The organism is Rickettsia sp. MEAM1 (Bemisia tabaci) (assembly GCF_002285905.1).
In the GTDB taxonomy this organism is placed as follows: domain Bacteria; phylum Pseudomonadota; class Alphaproteobacteria; order Rickettsiales; family Rickettsiaceae; genus Rickettsia.
In genome coordinates, this window is the sequence record NZ_CP016305.1 from 979488 (window position 1) to 998373 (window position 18886).

Here is an 18886-nt window from a genome sequence, read left to right on the forward strand (position 1 = left end):
AATGAAATTGCTTTAGCAATGAATTTATATCAAGAAATGAGAAGTTATAGAAAGAATAGTCATAGTCAGTATGATTTAAAAGTGCATCTTATATGGATACCAAAATATAGGAAGAGAATATTGATAGGCAAAGTATCGGAAAGGACTAGAGATTTACTGAGGCAGATTTGTATGGAACATGAAGTACATATAATTTCAGGGAAAATATCATGTGATCACGTACATATGTTTATCTCATATAAGCCGCAAATATCTCTTAGCAAGTTAGTGGTGAACCTGTGAATGATGATCGATTTCTAATCGATTCCACTTTATAACCCCTCAGCTTATAGCTGAGGGTTGTTTAGTTAAAAATATTATATTATTATTGTACTATTAGTAGAAATACATATAATGCCTTTTATATTAATAGTGTACCAATAATTAAGTGTCTACAAAGCCTAAACACGACGAAATTATAAGAAGTGCGTTTGAGAATCCTTTAGTTTCTAAAGAATTTTTTCAAATGCATTTATACTCGATGAACTTCAAAAATTGGCGTTGTCGTTCTATAAGATCTGCGGTACTCACGTATTAAGTATACGCTCCGTTCCTCGCCTTATGAACTCCTTGCTCTTTTTCAAATAAAACGAGTATACAGCTGATCTTTTGCCTAAATTTGCTAAAATAGATATTGGTATTGATCATATAGAACTAATTTTATACTACACTTTGACCAGAATTAAACAAGATGATATAATAGAAGTAGAAAAACTACTTAAATCAAAATTAAATCCTAAAAAAAGAGAAAACATTATGAAAAGTATAGCTCACCATTGGATACAACAAGGTAGAGAAGAAGAAAAAGCTATTATGGTAGAGAAAATGCAGGAAGAAAAGATTGCCATAGCTAGAAATTTAATTAAAGCAGGTCTAAAAATTGATTTAATTGCTACCTCAACTGGTTTAAATGAAGACGAAATCAAAAAACTTAAATAAGCCAATCGTCAAAATTAAATCCTAAAAAAAGAGAGAACATTATGGGAAGCATAACTCATCATTGGATACAACAAGGTAGAAAAGAAGAAAAAATTATTATGGCAAAAAAAATGATGAAAGAAAGACTTCCCTTAGAGTCTGTTATAAAAATTACGAAATTATCTAAAGCAGAAGTTGAGTAGTTAAAGTAAGTTATGTTTATGAAAGAAGTTAAGGCGAATGATTTAAGCATATATATTCATTGGTCTTTTTGTTTGTCTAAATGTCCTTATTGTGATTTTAATTCCCATATAGCGAATAGTATAGATGATGATAATTGGCTTAAATCTTATGAGAAAGAAATAGAATATTTTAAAGATATTATTCAAAATAAATATATAAAATCTATTTTTTTCGGCGGCGGCACTCCTTCTTTGATGAATCCTAAAATTGTCGAGGGAATAATAAATAAAATTAGTGAGCTTGCAAGAATAGATAAGCAAACTGAAATAACGCTAGAGGCTAACCCAACTTCATTTGAGACAGAAAAATTTAAGGCATTTAAAGCCGCCGGTATTAATCGTGTTTCAATTGGGGTGCAATCTTTAAGAGAGGATGACTTAAAAAAGCTTGGCAGAACTCATGATTCATTGCAGGCTATTAAAACGATTGAATCCGCTAATAAAATTTTTTCTAGAGTTTCGTTTGATCTGATATATGCTCGCAGCGGTCAGGAATTAAAAGATTGGCAGCAAGAATTAAAACAAGCAATGGAACTTGTTACTGGGCATATTTCTCTTTATCAGCTTACTATCGAAAAAGGTACACCGTTTTATAAGTTGTTTCATGATGGTAATTTGATCCTCCCGAATTCTGATATGGCTGCTGAAATGTATGAGTGGACGAATGATTATCTAGAATCTCAAAATTATTTTAGATATGAAATATCTAATTATGCTAAAGAGGGACAAGAATGTGTGCATAATTTAACCTATTGGAACTATAATGATTATTTAGGTATAGGTCCTGGTGCTCACAGTAGAATAATTGAAAATCCTAGTTCAGTATCGGCGATTATGATGTGGCATAAACCAGAAAAATGGTTAGAAGCAGTTAATAATAAAAATAATGGTATTCAAACTAATTCTAAGTTAACCAAGCAAGAGATAATTGAAGAAATTTTGATGATGGGATTACGCCTTAAAAAAGGCATAAATATTTCTGCATTGGAGCAGAAAATAGATGCAAAATTAGAGAATATTTTAGATATTAGCAGCCTTAACCACTATCAAGAATTAGATTTAATTAGGTTAGATGAAAATCTCTATTTAACCGATAAAGGGCTAATGCTACATAGCTATATAGTTCCAAGGCTTTTGCAAACCTAAAAATAGAGAGTACTAACTCTGTACTCTCCTTATTTTCTTAGTTAATCGTTAAGTTGCTTTTCTATCCATTTTTTATGTTTTTGTTCATCCTTAAAACCCTGTTCTAAAACCTTCTCTGCATCATGCCATTTATCAGCATGATTATTTAGCCTTTCATAAGCAGTGTTAGTATCTTCTTCATTTGAAAGCATAGCATGTAATATAGCTCTATCGCCAATCTGTGTAGCAAGTACTACTTTGCCTTTTGTTAGCCATTGTTTACTGCTAGGACCCGTTATTTCGTATTCTTTATGTTTTGATAACAGTTCATTTAATTCTTTTACATGTCTTTCGTGATCTTCCTTAAACCTTTGTAATTGTATTTTATAATTCTCATCGGTAATTCTATTAATGGCGGCTTCATATGCTTCTATAGCATCATAATCAAGTTCAACCAATTCCTTTATTGCATCTACAAAATTATTTTGGATTCCTACTAAAGTTGTCATTTTATCCTCCTTAATTATTTTATTGCAACTATAAGGTTACGCCTTAATATTTTTCAAGTCAAGGTTAAAAAACAACAGTTAAACAAAATTTTTATATGTAAATAAAAAATAGTTTTTATATTATAATAATAACAATTTATAATTATTTATTTTTATAATATTTTTAGATATCAACTCCTTAACAATTCATTAATACTAACTTTAGCTCTCGTATTTTTATCAACCTGTTTTACGATAACAGCACAATAAAGTCCTGGTTTATCTGCTTCTTTATTAGGTAATACTCCTGGTACTACTACAGAGTAGGGAGGTACTCTGCCATAGATAATCTCACCACTATCTCTATAAACTATTTTTGTAGAAGCTCCAATGAAGACACCCATACTAACTACCGCTCCTTCTTCTACTATAACCCCTTCAGCAATTTCCGATCTTGCCCCAATAAAACAATTATCTTCAATAATAACAGGCTTTGCTTGAAGTGGTTCAAGCACGCCACCGATTCCAGTACCGCCTGAAATATGGCAATTTTTACCGATTTGAGCACATGAACCAATAGTAGCCCATGTATCAATCATTGTTCCCTCATCTATATAAGCACCGATATTGATAAAAGACGGCATAATGACGACATTTTTAGCAATATATGTGCCGGTTCTAACAAAAGATCCTGGGACTTTGCGTATGCCAGCCTCTTTAAATTTATTAAGCTCAGCATCGAAAGGGAATTTAGGGGCAACTTTGTCATACCAACTATTATAATTATTATTATAAAGCTGTGATTCAGTCGTCATAAAATATAAAAGAATTGCTTTTTTTACCCATTCATTAACTTGCCAACTATTTTCTTGTCTTTCACAAACACGAATAGTACCTTTATTTAGGCTTTCTATAACATCGTGCAGTATTTTTTTTAATGCTGAAAGTTTTACGGAATCTTGTAATAGCTTGTCCTTTATTTGCCAAGCTTCTTTAATTTCTTTGATGTATGTGAACATAATTTTTAACTGTTATATTGCTAAAAAGCATAAATAACCTTATCATGAAGTCAAATATAAAAAAATTTACTATGTATATTAGTTGTCCTAATTGTCAAACAAAATTTATTGTCTCAAATAATCAAATAGGTATTAACGGACGACGAGTTAAATGCTCTAAATGTAGGCATATCTGGTATCAAAAATTAGATTATAATACCAGTAAATTAAGTGATTTTGATGAAGATAAATTCGAAGCCGTTAAAACACCTATTAAAAATGGATATGGTAATCAATTTTCTGCAAACGTACCAGTGATTTTGCCATATATTCCACCTAAGCCAAAATATAACGTCTTTCCATTCTTGTGGACTAGCTTTATAATTTTTTGTTTAGCTATATTACTGCTAGATAGCTTTAAATCCTTGAGCAAGTATGATCAGCTAAAAATAGAGGAAATTAAATTAGGAAGCTCACATAATGCTGGTAATATAAAAATGTTTTATAAAATATCTAATAACTCTGATTATTTAATATCTAATCCTTTAATTAAAGTTAGGGCGATGGATGGTAATAATAGAGTTCTGGATGAATATGTATCTATTACAAAGCTCAAAGCAAAAATTCCTCCAAAGCAAGATACGTATGTAGAAATGGAAATCAAAGGGCTTCCAGCTGCTGCAAAATATATTGATGTTACTGTGGGAAATAGGCTTGGGTTGTTATTAGAATAGATTTGTCATTTCGAGGAAAAATTGAAAATTTTGTACGCGTGCAATCCAGTAAAATGCATAGCATTTTTATTATTTTTTTCTGGTTTCCCACCACAAAGGAATTACTCCAAATGCTTTTTGTTACCTAACTAAATTTACTTGAGCAAGTGCTGCTATAGCGGCTGTTTCAGCTCGTAAAATATTCTTTCCTAAACTTATAGAATGTGCGTTCTTATACGACGCAAGCAAAGCAATCTCGTCATTAGTAAATCCGCCTTCTGGTCCAATCACAATCGAAATATCAGTAATATCTTTGTTAGAAGATTTAAGCTTTAATATAGAATTCTCTTCTTTCTCATGCTCGTTTGCATATAACACAAAATTATTATTCTTTTTTAGATAATTTTGTATAGAAATAGCAGGCTCTATTACTGGAGGATTTAATCGCTCAGATTGTTCAGTTGCTTCAATAACGCATTTTGTTAAACGCTCAATATTTACTGATCTAAATTGACATCTTTCAGTAATTAAGGGAATAATTTTAGTTACACCAAGCTGCGTAGCCATATTTATTGCAAGCATTAACTTATCTTGTTTTATTATAGACATAGCAAGCGTTAATGAAGATTCAGCACAAGGTTTTCTCAAGCATTCTTGAATTGTAATAGCAAGGTTATTCCTATCTAATTTAGCAATCTGTGCAAGGAATTCTCCATCGGTGCCATTAAAAATTCGAAATTGATCATTTACCTTAAGACGTAATACAGTTTTAATATAATGAGTGTGATCACTACTTAGTTCGATCTTGCTATTTTCGGCTAAATGGTTATTAATATAGATACGATTAAATTTCATAAATTGATATCATGGATAATAAAAAAGATAATATATTAGAAGAAGAAAATTTGCCAAAGGAAAAAGAAATGCCAAAGGAAATCGGTGGGGCTAAAGGTCTAGAGCCAACAAGATATGGTGATTGGCAGTATAAGGGTAAAGTAACAGATTTTTAGCTGGACTTAAGGTTAGCAAGCAACTAGGGCATTGCTTGCGTGGGTTAATGTCCCCCTTCGGGGATCAAAAATCCCTCGCCTTTAGGCGAAGGGAAGATATAATGAAATTGCTTTAGCAATGAATTTATATCAAGAAATATGAGAAGTTATAGAAAGAATAGTCATAGTCAGTATGATTTAAAAGTGCATCTTATATGGATACCAAAATATAGGAAGAGAATATTGATAGGCAAAGTATCGGAAAGGACTAGAGATTTACTGAGGCAGATTTGTATGGAACATGAAGTACATATAATTTCAGGGAAAATATCATGTGATCACGTACATATGTTTATCTCATATAAGCCGCAAATATCTCTTAGCAAGTTAGTACAGTATTTAAAAGGCATTAGCTCAAGAATTTTATTGCAAGAATTTACTCATTTACGAAAACAATTTTGGGGCAATCATTTGTGGGCTAGGGGCTATATGGCAGTCAGTTCAGGTAATATAACTGATGAAATGATACAGCACTATATTGATGAACAGGAAGGTGAACCTGTGAATGATGATCGATTTCTAATCGATTCCACTTTATAACCCCTCAGCTTATAGCTGAGGGTTGTTTAGTTTTTCCGTCATTGCGAGGAAATTACGAAGTAATTGACGAAGCAATCTCATGAGTCAAATATTGCTTTATGAGATTGCCACGCCCCTTACAGTTGCTCGCAATGACGATTTGGTATCCACACAAGTAATGCCGCCATGGGGGAAGATTATAAGCAAAAGACAATGTCAAATAAAATGAGTATATATTAATCTCTTCTGTTGCCTAAAAATCTCATTAGATATAAGAAAAGATTTATGAAGTCTAGATATAATGTAAAAGCTGCCATAATAGAAAGCTTTTGTCCTGTTTCATCATTTCCTGCCATGTAATACATAGATTTAATTTTTTGAGTATCCCAAGCAATTAAACCCATAAATACAACTATTCCTATGAGAGAAGTAGCAAAAGAAAGACCTGAACTTTTTAGGAACATATTAACTAATGAAGCAATTATAAGACCTATAAGACCCATTGCACAAAATGAACCCATAGATGTTAAATCTCTATTTGTGCTATAACCATATAGGCTCATTGCTCCAAAAACAGAAGCACAAATAAAGAAAGTACGAGCTATTGATTCACCAGTATAGACAAGAGCTAAATATGAAAGAGACATACCTGTTAAAGCGGCATAAACCCAAAATAATATTTGTGCTGTTTGCAAGTTCATACGCCCAAATCCCATAAAGAAATATAAAGCGATGCCAAGAGGAGCAAACATTATAAGCGTTCCAAAACCTGTTTGAAACATTAAATTATATAAAGGCTCAACTGATATAGTTGTTACCGCAGCTATGCCAGTTAGTAATAATGCTAAAGCCATATAATTATATACTTTAAGCATATATTTTCTTAGACCTTCATCAAAAGTTTTGTTTTTAGATGATGAAGCTGTCAAAGTTTTTGTATAATCGATCATAAGAAACCTTAAGATTATGTTTATATAGTATAATATAGTCCTTTAAATGGGCTTTTTCAAGTGATAATTAATTAAATTTTTATAAAAATCGAGCATAGAATATAAACCAGCTTGTTTATCTTGTAGCCAAATTGCCGCCCTTATTGCCCCATCGGCAAAAGAATTCTTGTTAAGAGCTTCATGCTTCAAATTAATAGTTTCATCATCGCCTAAGAAAAATATTTCATGAGTGCCGTGTACATTACCGCCACGAAGCGAAGAAATACCGATTTCATTATTTCTTCTTGTTTTATTGCCTCGGTTAAATGTTATATCTAGTTCTTTTTCAGCTGTAATCATTTCAGCAAGCATAATAGCAGTGCCTGAAGGAGCATCTTTTTTAGCCCGATGATGAGCTTCTAAAATCTCAATATCGTAATCATTCAATATTTTTGTTGCTTCTTTTGCTAAATAACCGAGTAAATTAGCACCTATACTCATATTTGCAGAATATAAAATAGGTAAGGTTTTTGCTGCTTTTTCTAAAAGTTTAAACTGTGAGGAAGTAAGACCGGTAGTTCCAATTACTAATTTGGTATCATATTTTAAAGCACTATCAACTAATTTTTCTAATATTTCAGAAGTAGAGAAATCAATAACTATGTCAGAATTTTTACATAAATCATTTAGCTCATGTAAATCATGGGTGCTATTAAATTTTGCTGAAATTTTACAATTTTTAAAGTTATCTATTCTCTCTAAAATAGTTCTACCCATTTTACCAGTAGCACCGCTAAGACCTATATTTATAATCATATTAATTTTATGTAAGATTTATGATGATATATTAAAGGTTTTGAGTCGTTTTTAATAGCAGTATTTATTACTTTACCAATAAATATAACATGATCACCGCCATCATAGGTGGCATGCTTTAGGCATTCTATATGACAAATAGCTCCATTTATTAAAGGACAAGAAGTAGCAGGTCCAAGTTCATAGGCAATTGCTGCAAATTTATCAGTATGTGATTTTGCAAAATGTTCTGAAATATCAACTTGATTGTCTGCTAAAATACTAATGGCAAATTTACTACTGTTTTCAAAACCTTTTATGCTAAAAGAATTTTTATTAAGACAAAATAATACTAATGGCGGTTTTAAAGATACGGAGGTGAAAGAACTAGCAGTAAAGCCAAAAAACTTATTATTTAAATTAGTAGTTATGATTGTTACTCCAGCAGGAAAACAGCTCATAGCATCTTTAAATTGATTTTCTGTTACTGTCCCAGCCATTTCTTCATAATTTTATTGATAGTACCATCTTTTTTCAATGAATCTATAGCTTCATTAATTTCTTTAATTAATCCTGAATTTTTAGACAAGCCTAAAGCAAATTCTGAAGAAAATTCCTCTAAAGTATAACTTGCTAAATTCGGATTTGATTCTTGTAACTTTTTATTTTGAAACTCTTCAGAAATAATAACATCTACGACTTTAGCTTTTAATTCTTCAACTAACATTAAACTATTTGCTAAGGAATGAACTTTAATATTCATTGTTTTAGAAAGCTCTTCAGCTTTTTTTTCTAATACACTACCTAATTGCACACCAATTATTTTGTTATCTAAATCACCAATACTTTGTACATTGTCCTCTAACCTGTATAATACAGCAAATTTTGCTGTAGCATAATTATCGGAAAAGCTGATATATTCCGCACGTTCTGGTGTTACTGAAAGTTCTGCAACTGCAATATCGATATTTTCGCTTACCAAAGCTGCAAGTAAGCCATTAAAGTCAAAGTTTTTTATAATGACTCTTGTATTTAAACGCTCGCCTATTGCGTTGATAATATCTATATCAATCCCAACAATTTTACCATTTTGAATAAATTCATAGGGTGGATTGTCTGCTGAAGTTCCAACGATTAAAGTTGCTTCTTGCTCTTTTTTTTCACAAGAAATTAATAATAAAGATAATAAAAGTACTTTAAAAAATTTCATAAAGAGTAATATTTTAGTTTGAATGTTTTTACCATGCATCATCCCGCACACTTGTAGCGGGATCTTGTGTTCCAGTCTGTATACTGAGATCCCGCTACAAGTGTGCGGGATGACAAAGGATAACTATGAACCAAGCTTATCCTTCAACAGCTGATTCACAAGACCAGGGTTTGCCTTACCGCCGGTTTTTTTCATTACTTGACCAACGAAAAAGCCGAATAATTTATCCTTACCGCCTCTATATCCTTCAACCGAATCAGGGTTTTCGCTGATTACTTCGTCAATTACAGCATTTAGTACATTAGAGTCTGAAACTTGTACTAGCCCTTGTTCTTCTACAATTTTATCAGCTGCTTTACCGGTTTCAAACATAATTTCGAAAACAGTCTTAGCAATTTTACCGGATATGATATTATCTTCTATCAATTTAATTAATTTTGCAAAATCGTTAGGCGTAATTTTACACTCGCTTATTTCGGTCGAAGCTTTATTAAGCTGTCCAAACAATTCATTAATTAACCAGTTAGCAAGCAGTTTAGGATCACATTTATTTGCTGCTTCTTCGAAATATTTAGCAGCCGACTCATCAGCTACGATTACTTCAGCATCATATTTGCTTAAACCGAATTTGGTTATATATTTATCTATTTTCTGATCTGGTAGCTCAGGCAAGCTTGCTTTTAATTCATTTATCAGCTCATCAGAAAGAATAACCAGTAATAAATCAGGATCAGGGAAATAGCGATAATCAGCTGCTTCTTCTTTCGAACGCATCGTTTTTGTCTCATCACTATCGGCATTAAACAAGCGTGTTTCTTGGATTACAGATTCACCATTTTCAATCAAATCTACTTGTCTTTTAGCTTCAAACTCTATAGCTCTGACAATATTACGTATTGAGTTGATATTCTTAATCTCGCATCTTGTTCCAAGGGGTTCACCTGTACGCCTTACCGATACATTAGCATCACAACGCATAGAACCTTTTTCCATATCCCCATCACAGCTACCAACATAACGAAGCAAGCTTCTGAGCTTCTTAACAAATTCTGCTGCTTCATCGGGTGAAGATATATCAGGTTCGGTTACGATTTCCATAAGTCCAATACCTGCACGGTTTAAATCTATAAAGCTATAATGCGGTGATTGATCATGCATAGACTTACCAGCATCTTGCTCTAGATGCAAGCGATTAATACGGATAGTTTTCAGCTCACCAGTACTTGTTGATATTTCCATAGTACCATCCTGCACTATCGGATAATAAAACTGAGAGATCTGGTAACCTTGCGGCAGATCGGCATAAAAATAATTCTTACGATCAAATACAGAATATTTATTTACCTTTGCCTTAAGTCCAAGACCTGTTTTAATCGCTTGATGAACACAATACTCATTAAGTACTGGTAGCATACCTGGCATTGCCGCATCAACGTAAGATACTTGTGAATTTGGGCTTGCTGCAAATGTTGTACCGCTGCCTGAAAAAAGCTTAGATTTTGAGGAAATTTGAGCGTGAATTTCAAGCCCAATTACATATTCCCATTTTCCGCTACTACCTTCAATATATGCCATAATTAAAATCCTTTCGGCTCAAATTTAATATGTTTAACACCTGACTCTATGGCAGATGCTACTCTTAAAACATTATATTCATCTAATTGCTTACCTATAACTTGCATACCAAGTGGTAGCCCTCTGTTTGACAAGCCTGCCGGCACTGAAACACAAGGCAGCCCTGCTAAACTTGCAGGAATGGTAAATAAATCATTTAAATACATAATAGTTGGATCATTTTGTTTTTCACCGATTCTAAATGCTTCTGTTGGAGCAGATGGCAGTAAAATAGCATCTACTTTTGCAAAAGCATTATTAAAATCATCAGCAACAAGCCTACGCACTTTTTGTGCTTTTAAATAATATGCATCCATAAAGCTAGAAGAAAGTACATATGTCCCGATCATGATACGGCGTTTTACTTCATCACCAAAACCGGACGATCTCGTTATTTCATACATCTCGTCTAGGCTCATATTTTCTTTCTCTACTCTAAGCCCATACCTTACGCCGTCATATCTAGATAAGTTTGAAGAGGCTTCAGCAGGTGCTATAACATAATAGACAGCCACACCATATTTAGCATGTGGCAGAGAAATATCAACTATTTCAGCACCAGCATTCTTAAGCAGCTCTATAGTAGAGTGCCACATCTTCATAATATCAGGTTCGATAATTCCGCCCTCTCCAAGACTTAGAGGTACGCCTATTTTCATGCCTTTTATAGAACTTCCGATAGCAGGTTGTAATTGCGGTACTTCTGCCTTAATAGAAGTAGAATCTCTTTCATCAAAACCCATCATTGCTTCAAGCATAATAGTGCTATCTAAAACGCTTCGGGTAAATATACCAGCCTGATCAAGAGAACTTGCAAACGATACCATACCATATCTTGAGCAGCGTCCATATGTAGGCTTGAACCCAACTAAACCAGTAAAGCTTGCTGGCTGACGCACCGAACCGCCTGTATCACTACCAAGAGCAGCGTTAGCCATAAAGCCGCTTACTGCCGCAGCTGATCCGCCCGAGGAACCACCTGGAACTAAATCGGCATTATCGTCGTTTGCTTTCCATGGGCTAATTACATTACCAAAACAGCTAGTAATATTTGCTGATCCCATAGCGAATTCGTCCATATTGGTTTTACCGAGCATTACCCCGCCTTTATTAAAAATATTCTGCGTAACACCTGATTCATAATTAGGAATAAACTCTCTTAATATATTAGAACAAGCAGTTGTTCTAATCCCTTTTGTACAAAAAAGATCTTTAGCAGCGAAAGGTATTCCCTCAAGAGTTCTCGGCTGATTCTTGGCATAATTTTGATCAGCTGCTTCTGCTTGATTTAAAGCTAGATCAAAAGTCTCTGTAACATAAGCATTTAGGTTTTTATGTTTTTCTATTTGCTTAATATGAGCATTAACTAATTCTTTGCTGGTAAATTCTTTATTCTTTAAGCCTTTTAGGCTATCTGCTACACTTAACTTATTTAATTCCGTCATATTATTCAACAACCTTTGGAGTAATAAAATATTTCACTTCTTTAGCAAGCTGCTTGCTAGCCCCCTGAACATTATCAAATAATTCATTTGAATGGTCTTTGCTTGTAACTTCATCAGCTCTCATTCTTGCTTGCATTTCACAAACAGAAGTTAAAGGCTTAACATCGGTGCAATCTATTTCATTTAAAATATCGATCATATCCATTATAGAGCTAAGCCTGCTAGAAAATTCCTCTACCTTATCTTCCTCAAATTTAAGCCTTGCAAGCTTTGCTATTTTTTTTACTTCTTCTTTTGTAATCATAATTTATTTTGTTTTCTTTATTCGGTTGTTTCGTGGATACCAAATCGTCATTGCGAGGAGATTCGTAGAATCGACGCGGCAATTTCAGGAGTTTGCTTTATGAGATTGCCACGCTCCTTGCAGTCGCTCGGAATGACAATTGAATTATCACACAGTCATTATTTCTTGCTCTTTCTGCTTTATCGCCGAATCAACTTTGCTACTATATTCATCAGTTAGTTTTTGTACCTGTTCTGCTAAACTATGATGTTCATCTTTTGCTATAATATTATCTTTTCCCATTTTTTTAAGTTCTTCATTGCCGTCTCTTCTAATATTACGCAATGAAATTTTAGTATCTTCACCATATTTATGAGCAAGTTTTGCAAGTTCTTTACGTCTTTCTTCCGTTAAAGCTGGTATAGGTAGTCTAATTAATTGCCCATCTGATGATGGAGTTAAGCCAAGATTTGCTACTGTAATTGCTTTTTCTACTGATGATACCATAGATTTATCCCAGACCTGCACGTTAATTGTTCGTGCATCTGGAGTTGTTAGAGAGGCAACTTGTGAGAGTGGCATTCTATCGCCATAAGCTTCTACAGTTACGCTATCAAGTAAATTAACTGAAGCTCTGCCGGTACGAAGTCCTTTAAGCTCATGATCTAAAACTTTTAAAGCCTTATCCATTTTTTCTTGTAAATTTTTCTTAAGAGTTGCTTTATCCATAATTTTTTATCCATATGTTATTATTTTAGTGTATAAAAGTGGCAGTATTGCTTCACCATTGTCATTCTTAGCAACGGCGGGAATCCAGGAAAAAAGTCTGTCATACTAGCTAGCTTGTACCTTAGGTATCTCAGGACACATTCTATGGCACAAGATCCCGTTACAAGCGCACGGGATGATATGGTACACGTTTTTCGATCCACGCAACAATGCCTCCTCGCAATGACGTTTTCCAGCTAATTCTTACGAGCAATATACTAATCTTCGATTGTAGTATATTCCCCTTGATCTTGAACTACCTTAGCAATGTTACCTTTTTCTTTTATTGAAAATACCCTTATAGGTAGCTTATTTTCTCTTGCAACTGCTATAGCTGCTAAATCCATAACTTGTAGGTTGTTAGTTATAACATCTTTGTAGTTAATAGTGAAATATTTTTTAGCATTCGGATTTTTTTTCGGATCAGAATCATATACACCATCAACTTGCGTTGCTTTTAGCAAAACATCACAATTCATTTCTATTGCACGTAGTACGGCTGCACTATCGGTTGTACAAAACGGATTACCAGTGCCGCCGGCAAAAATTATTACCCGACCTTTTTCCATATGTCTTTTAGCTCTGCGACGAATATATGGCTCGCATACGGTCATCATTGGAATAGCCGATAGAACTCTTGTATAGATGTCTAGGCTTTCTATAACATTTTGCAGTGTTAAAGCATTAATAACTGTTGCGAGCATACCTATATAATCGGCTGATGCTCGATCCATACCAACTAATGCTGCATTAATCCCTCGATAAATATTTCCGCCGCCAACTACGATGGCAACTTCTACACCTAAATCAATAAGTTCTTTAATGTCTTCAGCAATCTTTTTTATTGTATCATAATCATGACCAAATTGCTTATCACCCATCAAAGCCTCACCTGAAACTTTCAACAAAACCCGCTTATATTTTAAATTTGATGTCATATCCTCAAAATTCTTTTAATTTTTTTAATCATTTTACCATTATGTAAATCATCAATCGATGATTTATCGAGTGCATGCACTAATAACATATTATTATTTATGTCTAATGTTACTGTACCGGGAGTTAAAGTAATTGAGTTACCATATATTATTTCACCGATATCTTTTAGTCCTTCTGCATCAACCCATTCAAAAACTGGTTCTACAACTATATTTCTTTGCCAAATTATTTTAATAACTGAGAAAGCTGACTTGCATATTTCCCAAAATAACCAAGGAAAATATAATATAATTGAAATTTTAGTGGGCATTAGTATTTCCTGATAGCTTGATATTTGAAGTAAAAGGAATTAGCAGCATTATAAGTATAAATAATAACGCTATCATATTAAATATATTATTTATTGCAATTACAAATGCATCCGTATTTATTTTATTAGCCAATAATAAATATGAGGCTTTTTCTGGATTAAATACTTTTCCGCTTAATAATGCGGTGTATGAATCTAATTGCTCCATTGCCATTATAGAAGTGGAGGGAATATTTTCTGATAGATATTGCATAAAAATTTTAGTATCATTAGTTAGTATAGTACTAATTACTGCTAGTCCTACCGCTCCTCCAAGATTACGAGTAAGGTTATAAAGACCGCTCGCATTCCCTACTTTTTCCCTAGGCATATTACCAAGAGCAATATTATTAGTTGGTATGAAGCAAAACATTAAGGAAAGTCCCCTAACGAATTGTGGTAATACAAATTCAGCAAATTTAGAATCAGGTGTTAGAAAGCTATTTAAGTGACATCCAAGTGCAAAGCCTCCAAGTCCTATAATCAGCATTAGCCTTAAATCTACGCCCGCTCCTAACATTCTTCCAGCTAGTGGTGCTGATAAAAATTGTGCTATTCCCGTTACCATCATAGTAGCACCAATTTGCAGAGTATCATAACCTGCTATGGTAAATAAGAATAATGGTAATATATATACTGCTCCATATAATCCTATACCCATAACAAAAGAATAGAGACAGCCAAACGTAAAATCTTTATAAAGAAATGTTTTTAAATCTAAAATCGGGTTTATAAAAGTTAGTTCTCTGATTATTAGCAAAATAAATCCTAAAGCTACCGCAATACTTAAAAATAATATTAAATTATCCTCAAGCCAGCCTTTTTTATTACCTTCCTCTAAAACATATTGTAGTAAACCAAGAGTCAAAGCCATAATTGCTATGCCAAGGAAATCAAAATTTTTCAGTAAGTTGTAATTTGGTTTGTCAAAATTCCCATATAAAAAAACTACGCTACATACAAAAATACCAGGTATGACATTTAACAAGAACATAAAATGCCATGATAAAATTTCTGTAATATATCCTCCAAGTGTTGGACCTAAAGTTGGTGCTACTGTTACAACAAGCCCAATTAATATAGTGATTTTAGGGCGTTGTGATGGCGGAAAAATTATAAAAACAGTGCTAAAAACTGTTGGTATCATAGCACCGCCGAAAAATCCTTGTAACGCTCTAAAGATAATCATTGATTCAATATTCGTTGCAAGTGAGCATAATACGCTCATAATCGTAAAGCCAAGAGCTGCAACAAAGTAAGAGATTCTAGTGGAAAGTAATCTTGCTAAGAATCCCGTAATCGGAATTATGATAACTTCAGCTATTAAATAAGACGTTTGAACCCAAGAAAGTTCATCACTTGAAGCCGCAAGTCCTGCTGCTATTACGGATAGTGAGCTTGCAACAATTTGGATGTCAAGCACTGACATAAACATACCAACAACCATACCAAAAAAAGCAAATAATTGTTGCTTAGAAAGAGGAGGGGTAGCTTGAGAATTATCGTTTGACATAATTAAATAATATAGTTTAACTAAATTATATTATAAATTATCATTAACGTATAAGGAATTTTCAAAAATTTACTTTAAAAATTAACTAGTGACATGCAAATATATTGATTTAGATTTCTTTCGATTCTATAAGTGGAACTTCTATCCATACACCATCATCAAAATCATCTTCATCATCCCACTCATCAGTAAAATTTTTATCTATAAGAAATGTATTAAATATTTCGGTTGTTTCATTTACTTGTCTAAAAATATTTTTTAAATTTATGTCTATATTTTTCCCAACCCCAAAAAATTTGTTCTTATAGAATTCACAAAATATTCTCCTTATTTTCTATATTTGGTGCCTTTAAAGTAAGAGCTTAAATTACTAAGGCATAAAAAAATAGCAAGTAATTAAGTTGAGATGAATTTTGATGTATAGATATTCTGTTTTTCTATATTCTCGTAACAAAATGCAATATATTGATACCTAGAGTATATTTAGGTATGATTATCTTCTTGCCTTTTTTAAAAGACATATGATATGTTCTAACAACATTATTTTAGTTAAAATAATGAATTTATGTTTTTATATTACATTTGTATTCAACTGGATAGTATTGTTAGTTTTATAATCAATTTATATGGATTTATAAGGTAAGTTGTTACTAGCGTTTACTAGTTAATTTATGCCTAGTTTAAAACTTATCTAAATTGATTATATTTTAGCAATAATATTTCTCAATTACATACATGTAATTATAATAACCACTTTTAAAATAAAATATCAACTATAATTTGAAACTCATGTCAGATACAGTATTGCAAAAGAATTTATATAAATTCATAAAGGAACGTAATATTCAAATTACAGAACTTGAGAGAAAGGCAGAGCTAAAGAAAAATAGTGTTTATAACATTATTAAAGGTATATCCAGAAAACCTTCCGCAGAGATTCTACAAACAATAGCTGATACTTTAGGTGTTTTAATTAAGGATTTATATAATCCTAATATTAAAGTTAATGATTACCTTGGTCAAGATGATTATATCTTATTTCAAAAAATCTTGCCTGAGATAATAAAAACAATAAAAAAATTAAATCTAGTAGTTTCTGAAACAGAATTTTCTCAAACCTTAAATGAAGTATTTAATTACTACCGCCCTACACCTGATGAATCTATTGATAATAAAATTATTGAATGGATATTACATCAGCGTGTCCAAGAAAAATATTCAATATGATATTTAGTTTTTATTGTTTAAATATTTAGTGAAATCTAATATCTTCCCTGTATTTAAATTAGAGTTATTTAATGGAGGATACACTATTTCTATTAAGTGTGAGCCATCATGCGAGAAGATATTATATTTAAATTTATGTTCATTTAACGATTTAAATATCTTGTAACAATTTAAAATAAAAAGATCTGTATATTCTTCTATTATAATATCAGATAATTTAATCATTTTCTTTTCATCTAATGAAAAACAATCGTTAGTAATAGTAATTTTATCTTGGTTAAAATCTATCTTAATTATTTGAGGAATATTGCTTTGCCTATCTATAAATTTTACCAAATTAAATACCAAGCTAAATATTAATTGATAAAAAACTTCAAGAGAGCAGTTAATTTCAATCTCTTTTATATTGTTAGTAGTTCTAATACCAATTTTAGCAAAATAAGGAGCGAAATATCCTTGTAATAGCTTGATTAAATTTTCAATATTAATTTTAGTAAGGGATAAATCAGTTAAGTTTATAGGAAAAAGTTGATTCTTAAATGGAAAATCATTTGGATTGTATGTATATCCTAATTCTTGTTTTAAATATATTTCTGTTAATTTTTTTATAAAGAGCTTTCTTAAGTCATGATCGGCTTTATTATTATTTATCAATGCTGTATTTATTTCAGTTTCTTCATATATTTCTTGATGTAAAATTCTAAAATTCTGCTGTATGGTATTGTATATTTTAAAATATATAGAGACTAATATTTAAAGAGTTAAAAATGAGCTGATACTATAAATTAACATATTTCTTCGCAATAAATGTGCTCCATCTAAATAAAATTGCGAGTCTTTCTTAATACCCAATTTTAAATTTAAAATACCATTTGCTTCTACAAGTTTACTTTCAGTTAAATATTGATCTATATTTATTCTTTCGGAAAAGATATCATGATTATTTAAGCTTAATGTCCCCCTTCGGGGATCAAAAATCCCTCGCCTTTAGGCGAAGGGAAGATATAATGAAATTGCTTTAGCAATGAATTTATATCAAGAAATATGAGAAGTTATAGAAAGAATAGTCATAGTCAGTATGATTTAAAAGTGCATCTTATATGGATACCAAAATATAGGAAGAGAATATTGATATGCAAAGTATCGGAAAGGACTAGAGATTTACTGAGGCAGATTTGTATGGAACATGAAGTACATATAATTTCAGGGAAAATATCATGTGATCACGTACATATGTTTATCTCATATAAGCCGCAAATATCTCTTAGCAAGTTAGTACAGTATTTAAAAGGCATTAGCTCAAGAATTTTATTGCAAGAATTTACTCATTTACGAAAACAATTTTGGGGCAATCATTTGTGGGCTAGGGGCTATATGGCAGTCAGTTCAGGTAATATAACTGATGAAATGATACAGCACTATATTGATGAACAGGAAGGTGAACCTGTGAATGATGATCGATTTCTAATCGATTCCACTTTATAACCCCTCAGCTTATAGCTGAGGGTTGTTTAGTTAACTAATATTTTTTTCTCGGCGGGATATATACGGTTTCCTCATCTTCTGCATGTGAAATTTTTTCCAAAAGACCAATAAAACGTCCCTTATTAGGCACTAGTTTTACTATTGCCCATCCTTCTTCTTCTATTGCTTGTTTTATACGCTCTATATCAGCTTTATGTTCTGAAAAAGATATAAATTTTTGTGTTGGATTTTCCATCTT

24 protein-coding genes and 1 pseudogene are annotated in these 18886 nt (G+C 32.1%); 9 read left to right on the top strand and 16 right to left on the bottom strand.

Annotated features, from left to right (window positions below):
* Nucleotides 1-36: 36 nt before the first annotated feature.
* The 4 genes from tnpA (BA173_RS05190) to hemW all read left to right on the top strand — a co-directional run bounded on the left by tnpA (BA173_RS05190) (nucleotide 37) and on the right by hemW (nucleotide 2345).
* Nucleotides 37-282 carry an IS200/IS605 family transposase gene (tnpA, locus tag BA173_RS05190; RefSeq protein ID WP_232505910.1) on the top strand — a complete coding sequence of 82 codons (246 nt, stop codon included), beginning with the start codon at nucleotides 37-39 and terminating at the stop codon, nucleotides 280-282.
* Nucleotides 283-648: 366 nt separating this feature from the next.
* Nucleotides 649-978 carry a hypothetical protein gene (locus BA173_RS05195; RefSeq protein WP_016948600.1) on the top strand — a complete coding sequence of 110 codons (330 nt, stop codon included), beginning with the start codon at nucleotides 649-651 and terminating at the stop codon, nucleotides 976-978.
* A 41-nt stretch (nucleotides 979-1019) separates the two neighbouring features.
* Nucleotides 1020-1160: a hypothetical protein gene (locus BA173_RS08225; protein WP_179852181.1), complete on the top strand. Its 141-nt coding sequence runs from the start codon at nucleotides 1020-1022 to the stop codon at nucleotides 1158-1160.
* Between the two features lie 18 nt (nucleotides 1161-1178).
* Nucleotides 1179-2345: a radical SAM family heme chaperone HemW gene (hemW, locus tag BA173_RS05200; RefSeq protein WP_068041929.1), complete on the top strand. Its 1167-nt coding sequence runs from the start codon at nucleotides 1179-1181 to the stop codon at nucleotides 2343-2345.
* Nucleotides 2346-2386: 41 nt separating this feature from the next.
* Here hemW and BA173_RS05205 read toward each other — a convergent pair whose 3' ends face one another.
* A complete protein-coding gene (locus tag BA173_RS05205) occupies nucleotides 2387-2782 on the bottom strand; it encodes a DUF2383 domain-containing protein (RefSeq protein ID WP_232505912.1) in 396 nt (131 codons plus the stop codon).
* A 221-nt stretch (nucleotides 2783-3003) separates the two neighbouring features.
* Nucleotides 3004-3831 (bottom strand): 2,3,4,5-tetrahydropyridine-2,6-dicarboxylate N-succinyltransferase, encoded by an 828-nt coding sequence (gene dapD / locus BA173_RS05210; RefSeq protein ID WP_068041932.1) that lies wholly within the window; start codon nucleotides 3829-3831, stop codon nucleotides 3004-3006.
* Nucleotides 3832-3902: 71 nt separating this feature from the next.
* Here dapD and BA173_RS05215 point away from each other — a divergent pair, with 71 nt between their 5' ends.
* Nucleotides 3903-4544, top strand: a complete 642-nt coding sequence (locus tag BA173_RS05215; RefSeq protein ID WP_068041938.1) for an MJ0042-type zinc finger domain-containing protein — start codon at nucleotides 3903-3905, stop codon at nucleotides 4542-4544.
* Between the two features lie 120 nt (nucleotides 4545-4664).
* On the opposite strand, the gene BA173_RS05220 is transcribed toward BA173_RS05215, so the two are convergent.
* Nucleotides 4665-5378, bottom strand: coding sequence for a 16S rRNA (uracil(1498)-N(3))-methyltransferase (locus tag BA173_RS05220; protein WP_068041933.1), 714 nt, complete (start codon nucleotides 5376-5378; stop codon nucleotides 4665-4667).
* Between the two features lie 29 nt (nucleotides 5379-5407).
* On the opposite strand from BA173_RS05220, the pseudogene BA173_RS05225 reads away from it, so the two are divergent.
* Both BA173_RS05225 and tnpA (BA173_RS05230) read left to right on the top strand, forming a co-directional pair.
* Nucleotides 5408-5533: pseudogene (locus tag BA173_RS05225) on the top strand (DUF1674 domain-containing protein); the annotation flags it as partial.
* A 138-nt stretch (nucleotides 5534-5671) separates the two neighbouring features.
* The gene (gene tnpA / locus BA173_RS05230) at nucleotides 5672-6112 is read left to right on the top strand and encodes an IS200/IS605 family transposase (protein WP_095568239.1); all 441 of its coding nucleotides are present in this window, start codon (nucleotides 5672-5674) and stop codon (nucleotides 6110-6112) included.
* 215 nt (nucleotides 6113-6327) lie between these two features.
* Here tnpA (BA173_RS05230) and BA173_RS05235 read toward each other — a convergent pair whose 3' ends face one another.
* The 11 genes from BA173_RS05235 to BA173_RS05285 form a co-directional block, all read right to left on the bottom strand.
* Entirely contained in the window at nucleotides 6328-7041 is a 714-nt protein-coding gene (locus BA173_RS05235; protein WP_016947677.1) for a Bax inhibitor-1/YccA family protein, read from the bottom strand.
* Nucleotides 7042-7083: 42 nt separating this feature from the next.
* Complete coding sequence (gene dapB / locus BA173_RS05240; protein WP_068041500.1) at nucleotides 7084-7833, bottom strand: 4-hydroxy-tetrahydrodipicolinate reductase; 750 nt, start codon at nucleotides 7831-7833, stop codon at nucleotides 7084-7086.
* Nucleotides 7833-8315 carry a flavin reductase family protein gene (locus BA173_RS05245; RefSeq protein WP_016947679.1) on the bottom strand — a complete coding sequence of 161 codons (483 nt, stop codon included), beginning with the start codon at nucleotides 8313-8315 and terminating at the stop codon, nucleotides 7833-7835. The genes dapB and BA173_RS05245 overlap by 1 nt, the downstream gene beginning before the upstream one ends.
* A complete protein-coding gene (locus BA173_RS05250) occupies nucleotides 8300-9025 on the bottom strand; it encodes an ABC transporter substrate-binding protein (RefSeq protein ID WP_068041497.1) in 726 nt (241 codons plus the stop codon). Before BA173_RS05250 ends, BA173_RS05245 begins: the two co-directional genes overlap by 16 nt.
* 123 nt (nucleotides 9026-9148) lie before the next feature.
* Nucleotides 9149-10600 (bottom strand): Asp-tRNA(Asn)/Glu-tRNA(Gln) amidotransferase subunit GatB, encoded by a 1452-nt coding sequence (gatB, locus tag BA173_RS05255; protein WP_068041485.1) that lies wholly within the window; start codon nucleotides 10598-10600, stop codon nucleotides 9149-9151.
* 2 nt (nucleotides 10601-10602) lie between these two features.
* Nucleotides 10603-12084 carry an Asp-tRNA(Asn)/Glu-tRNA(Gln) amidotransferase subunit GatA gene (gene gatA, locus BA173_RS05260; RefSeq protein ID WP_068041488.1) on the bottom strand — a complete coding sequence of 494 codons (1482 nt, stop codon included), beginning with the start codon at nucleotides 12082-12084 and terminating at the stop codon, nucleotides 10603-10605.
* Nucleotide 12085: 1 nt separating this feature from the next.
* Nucleotides 12086-12388 (bottom strand): Asp-tRNA(Asn)/Glu-tRNA(Gln) amidotransferase subunit GatC, encoded by a 303-nt coding sequence (gatC, locus tag BA173_RS05265; protein ID WP_016947883.1) that lies wholly within the window; start codon nucleotides 12386-12388, stop codon nucleotides 12086-12088.
* 147 nt (nucleotides 12389-12535) lie between these two features.
* A complete protein-coding gene (gene frr, locus BA173_RS05270; RefSeq protein ID WP_016948545.1) occupies nucleotides 12536-13096 on the bottom strand; it encodes a ribosome recycling factor in 561 nt (186 codons plus the stop codon).
* A gap of 257 nt (nucleotides 13097-13353) precedes the next feature.
* The gene (pyrH, locus tag BA173_RS05275) at nucleotides 13354-14073 is read right to left on the bottom strand and encodes a UMP kinase (RefSeq protein ID WP_016948546.1); all 720 of its coding nucleotides are present in this window, start codon (nucleotides 14071-14073) and stop codon (nucleotides 13354-13356) included.
* Nucleotides 14070-14390 carry a monovalent cation/H+ antiporter subunit E gene (locus BA173_RS05280; protein ID WP_068041491.1) on the bottom strand — a complete coding sequence of 107 codons (321 nt, stop codon included), beginning with the start codon at nucleotides 14388-14390 and terminating at the stop codon, nucleotides 14070-14072. The genes pyrH and BA173_RS05280 overlap by 4 nt, the downstream gene beginning before the upstream one ends.
* Nucleotides 14374-15936: a DHA2 family efflux MFS transporter permease subunit gene (locus tag BA173_RS05285; protein WP_016948547.1), complete on the bottom strand. Its 1563-nt coding sequence runs from the start codon at nucleotides 15934-15936 to the stop codon at nucleotides 14374-14376. Before BA173_RS05285 ends, BA173_RS05280 begins: the two co-directional genes overlap by 17 nt.
* 789 nt (nucleotides 15937-16725) lie before the next feature.
* Between BA173_RS05285 and BA173_RS05290 the strand changes: the two genes are divergently transcribed.
* Nucleotides 16726-17163: a helix-turn-helix domain-containing protein gene (locus BA173_RS05290; protein WP_068041494.1), complete on the top strand. Its 438-nt coding sequence runs from the start codon at nucleotides 16726-16728 to the stop codon at nucleotides 17161-17163.
* Between the two features lie 3 nt (nucleotides 17164-17166).
* Here the strand turns inward: BA173_RS05290 and BA173_RS05295 are convergent, their stop codons facing one another.
* Entirely contained in the window at nucleotides 17167-17817 is a 651-nt protein-coding gene (locus BA173_RS05295) for a hypothetical protein (protein WP_016948549.1), read from the bottom strand.
* 390 nt (nucleotides 17818-18207) lie between these two features.
* Here BA173_RS05295 and tnpA (BA173_RS05300) point away from each other — a divergent pair, with 390 nt between their 5' ends.
* Entirely contained in the window at nucleotides 18208-18648 is a 441-nt protein-coding gene (tnpA, locus tag BA173_RS05300; protein ID WP_095568314.1) for an IS200/IS605 family transposase, read from the top strand.
* A gap of 34 nt (nucleotides 18649-18682) precedes the next feature.
* Here the strand turns inward: tnpA (BA173_RS05300) and BA173_RS05305 are convergent, their stop codons facing one another.
* A complete protein-coding gene (locus BA173_RS05305; RefSeq protein ID WP_016948550.1) occupies nucleotides 18683-18883 on the bottom strand; it encodes a DUF2674 domain-containing protein in 201 nt (66 codons plus the stop codon).
* Nucleotides 18884-18886 lie beyond the last annotated feature (3 nt).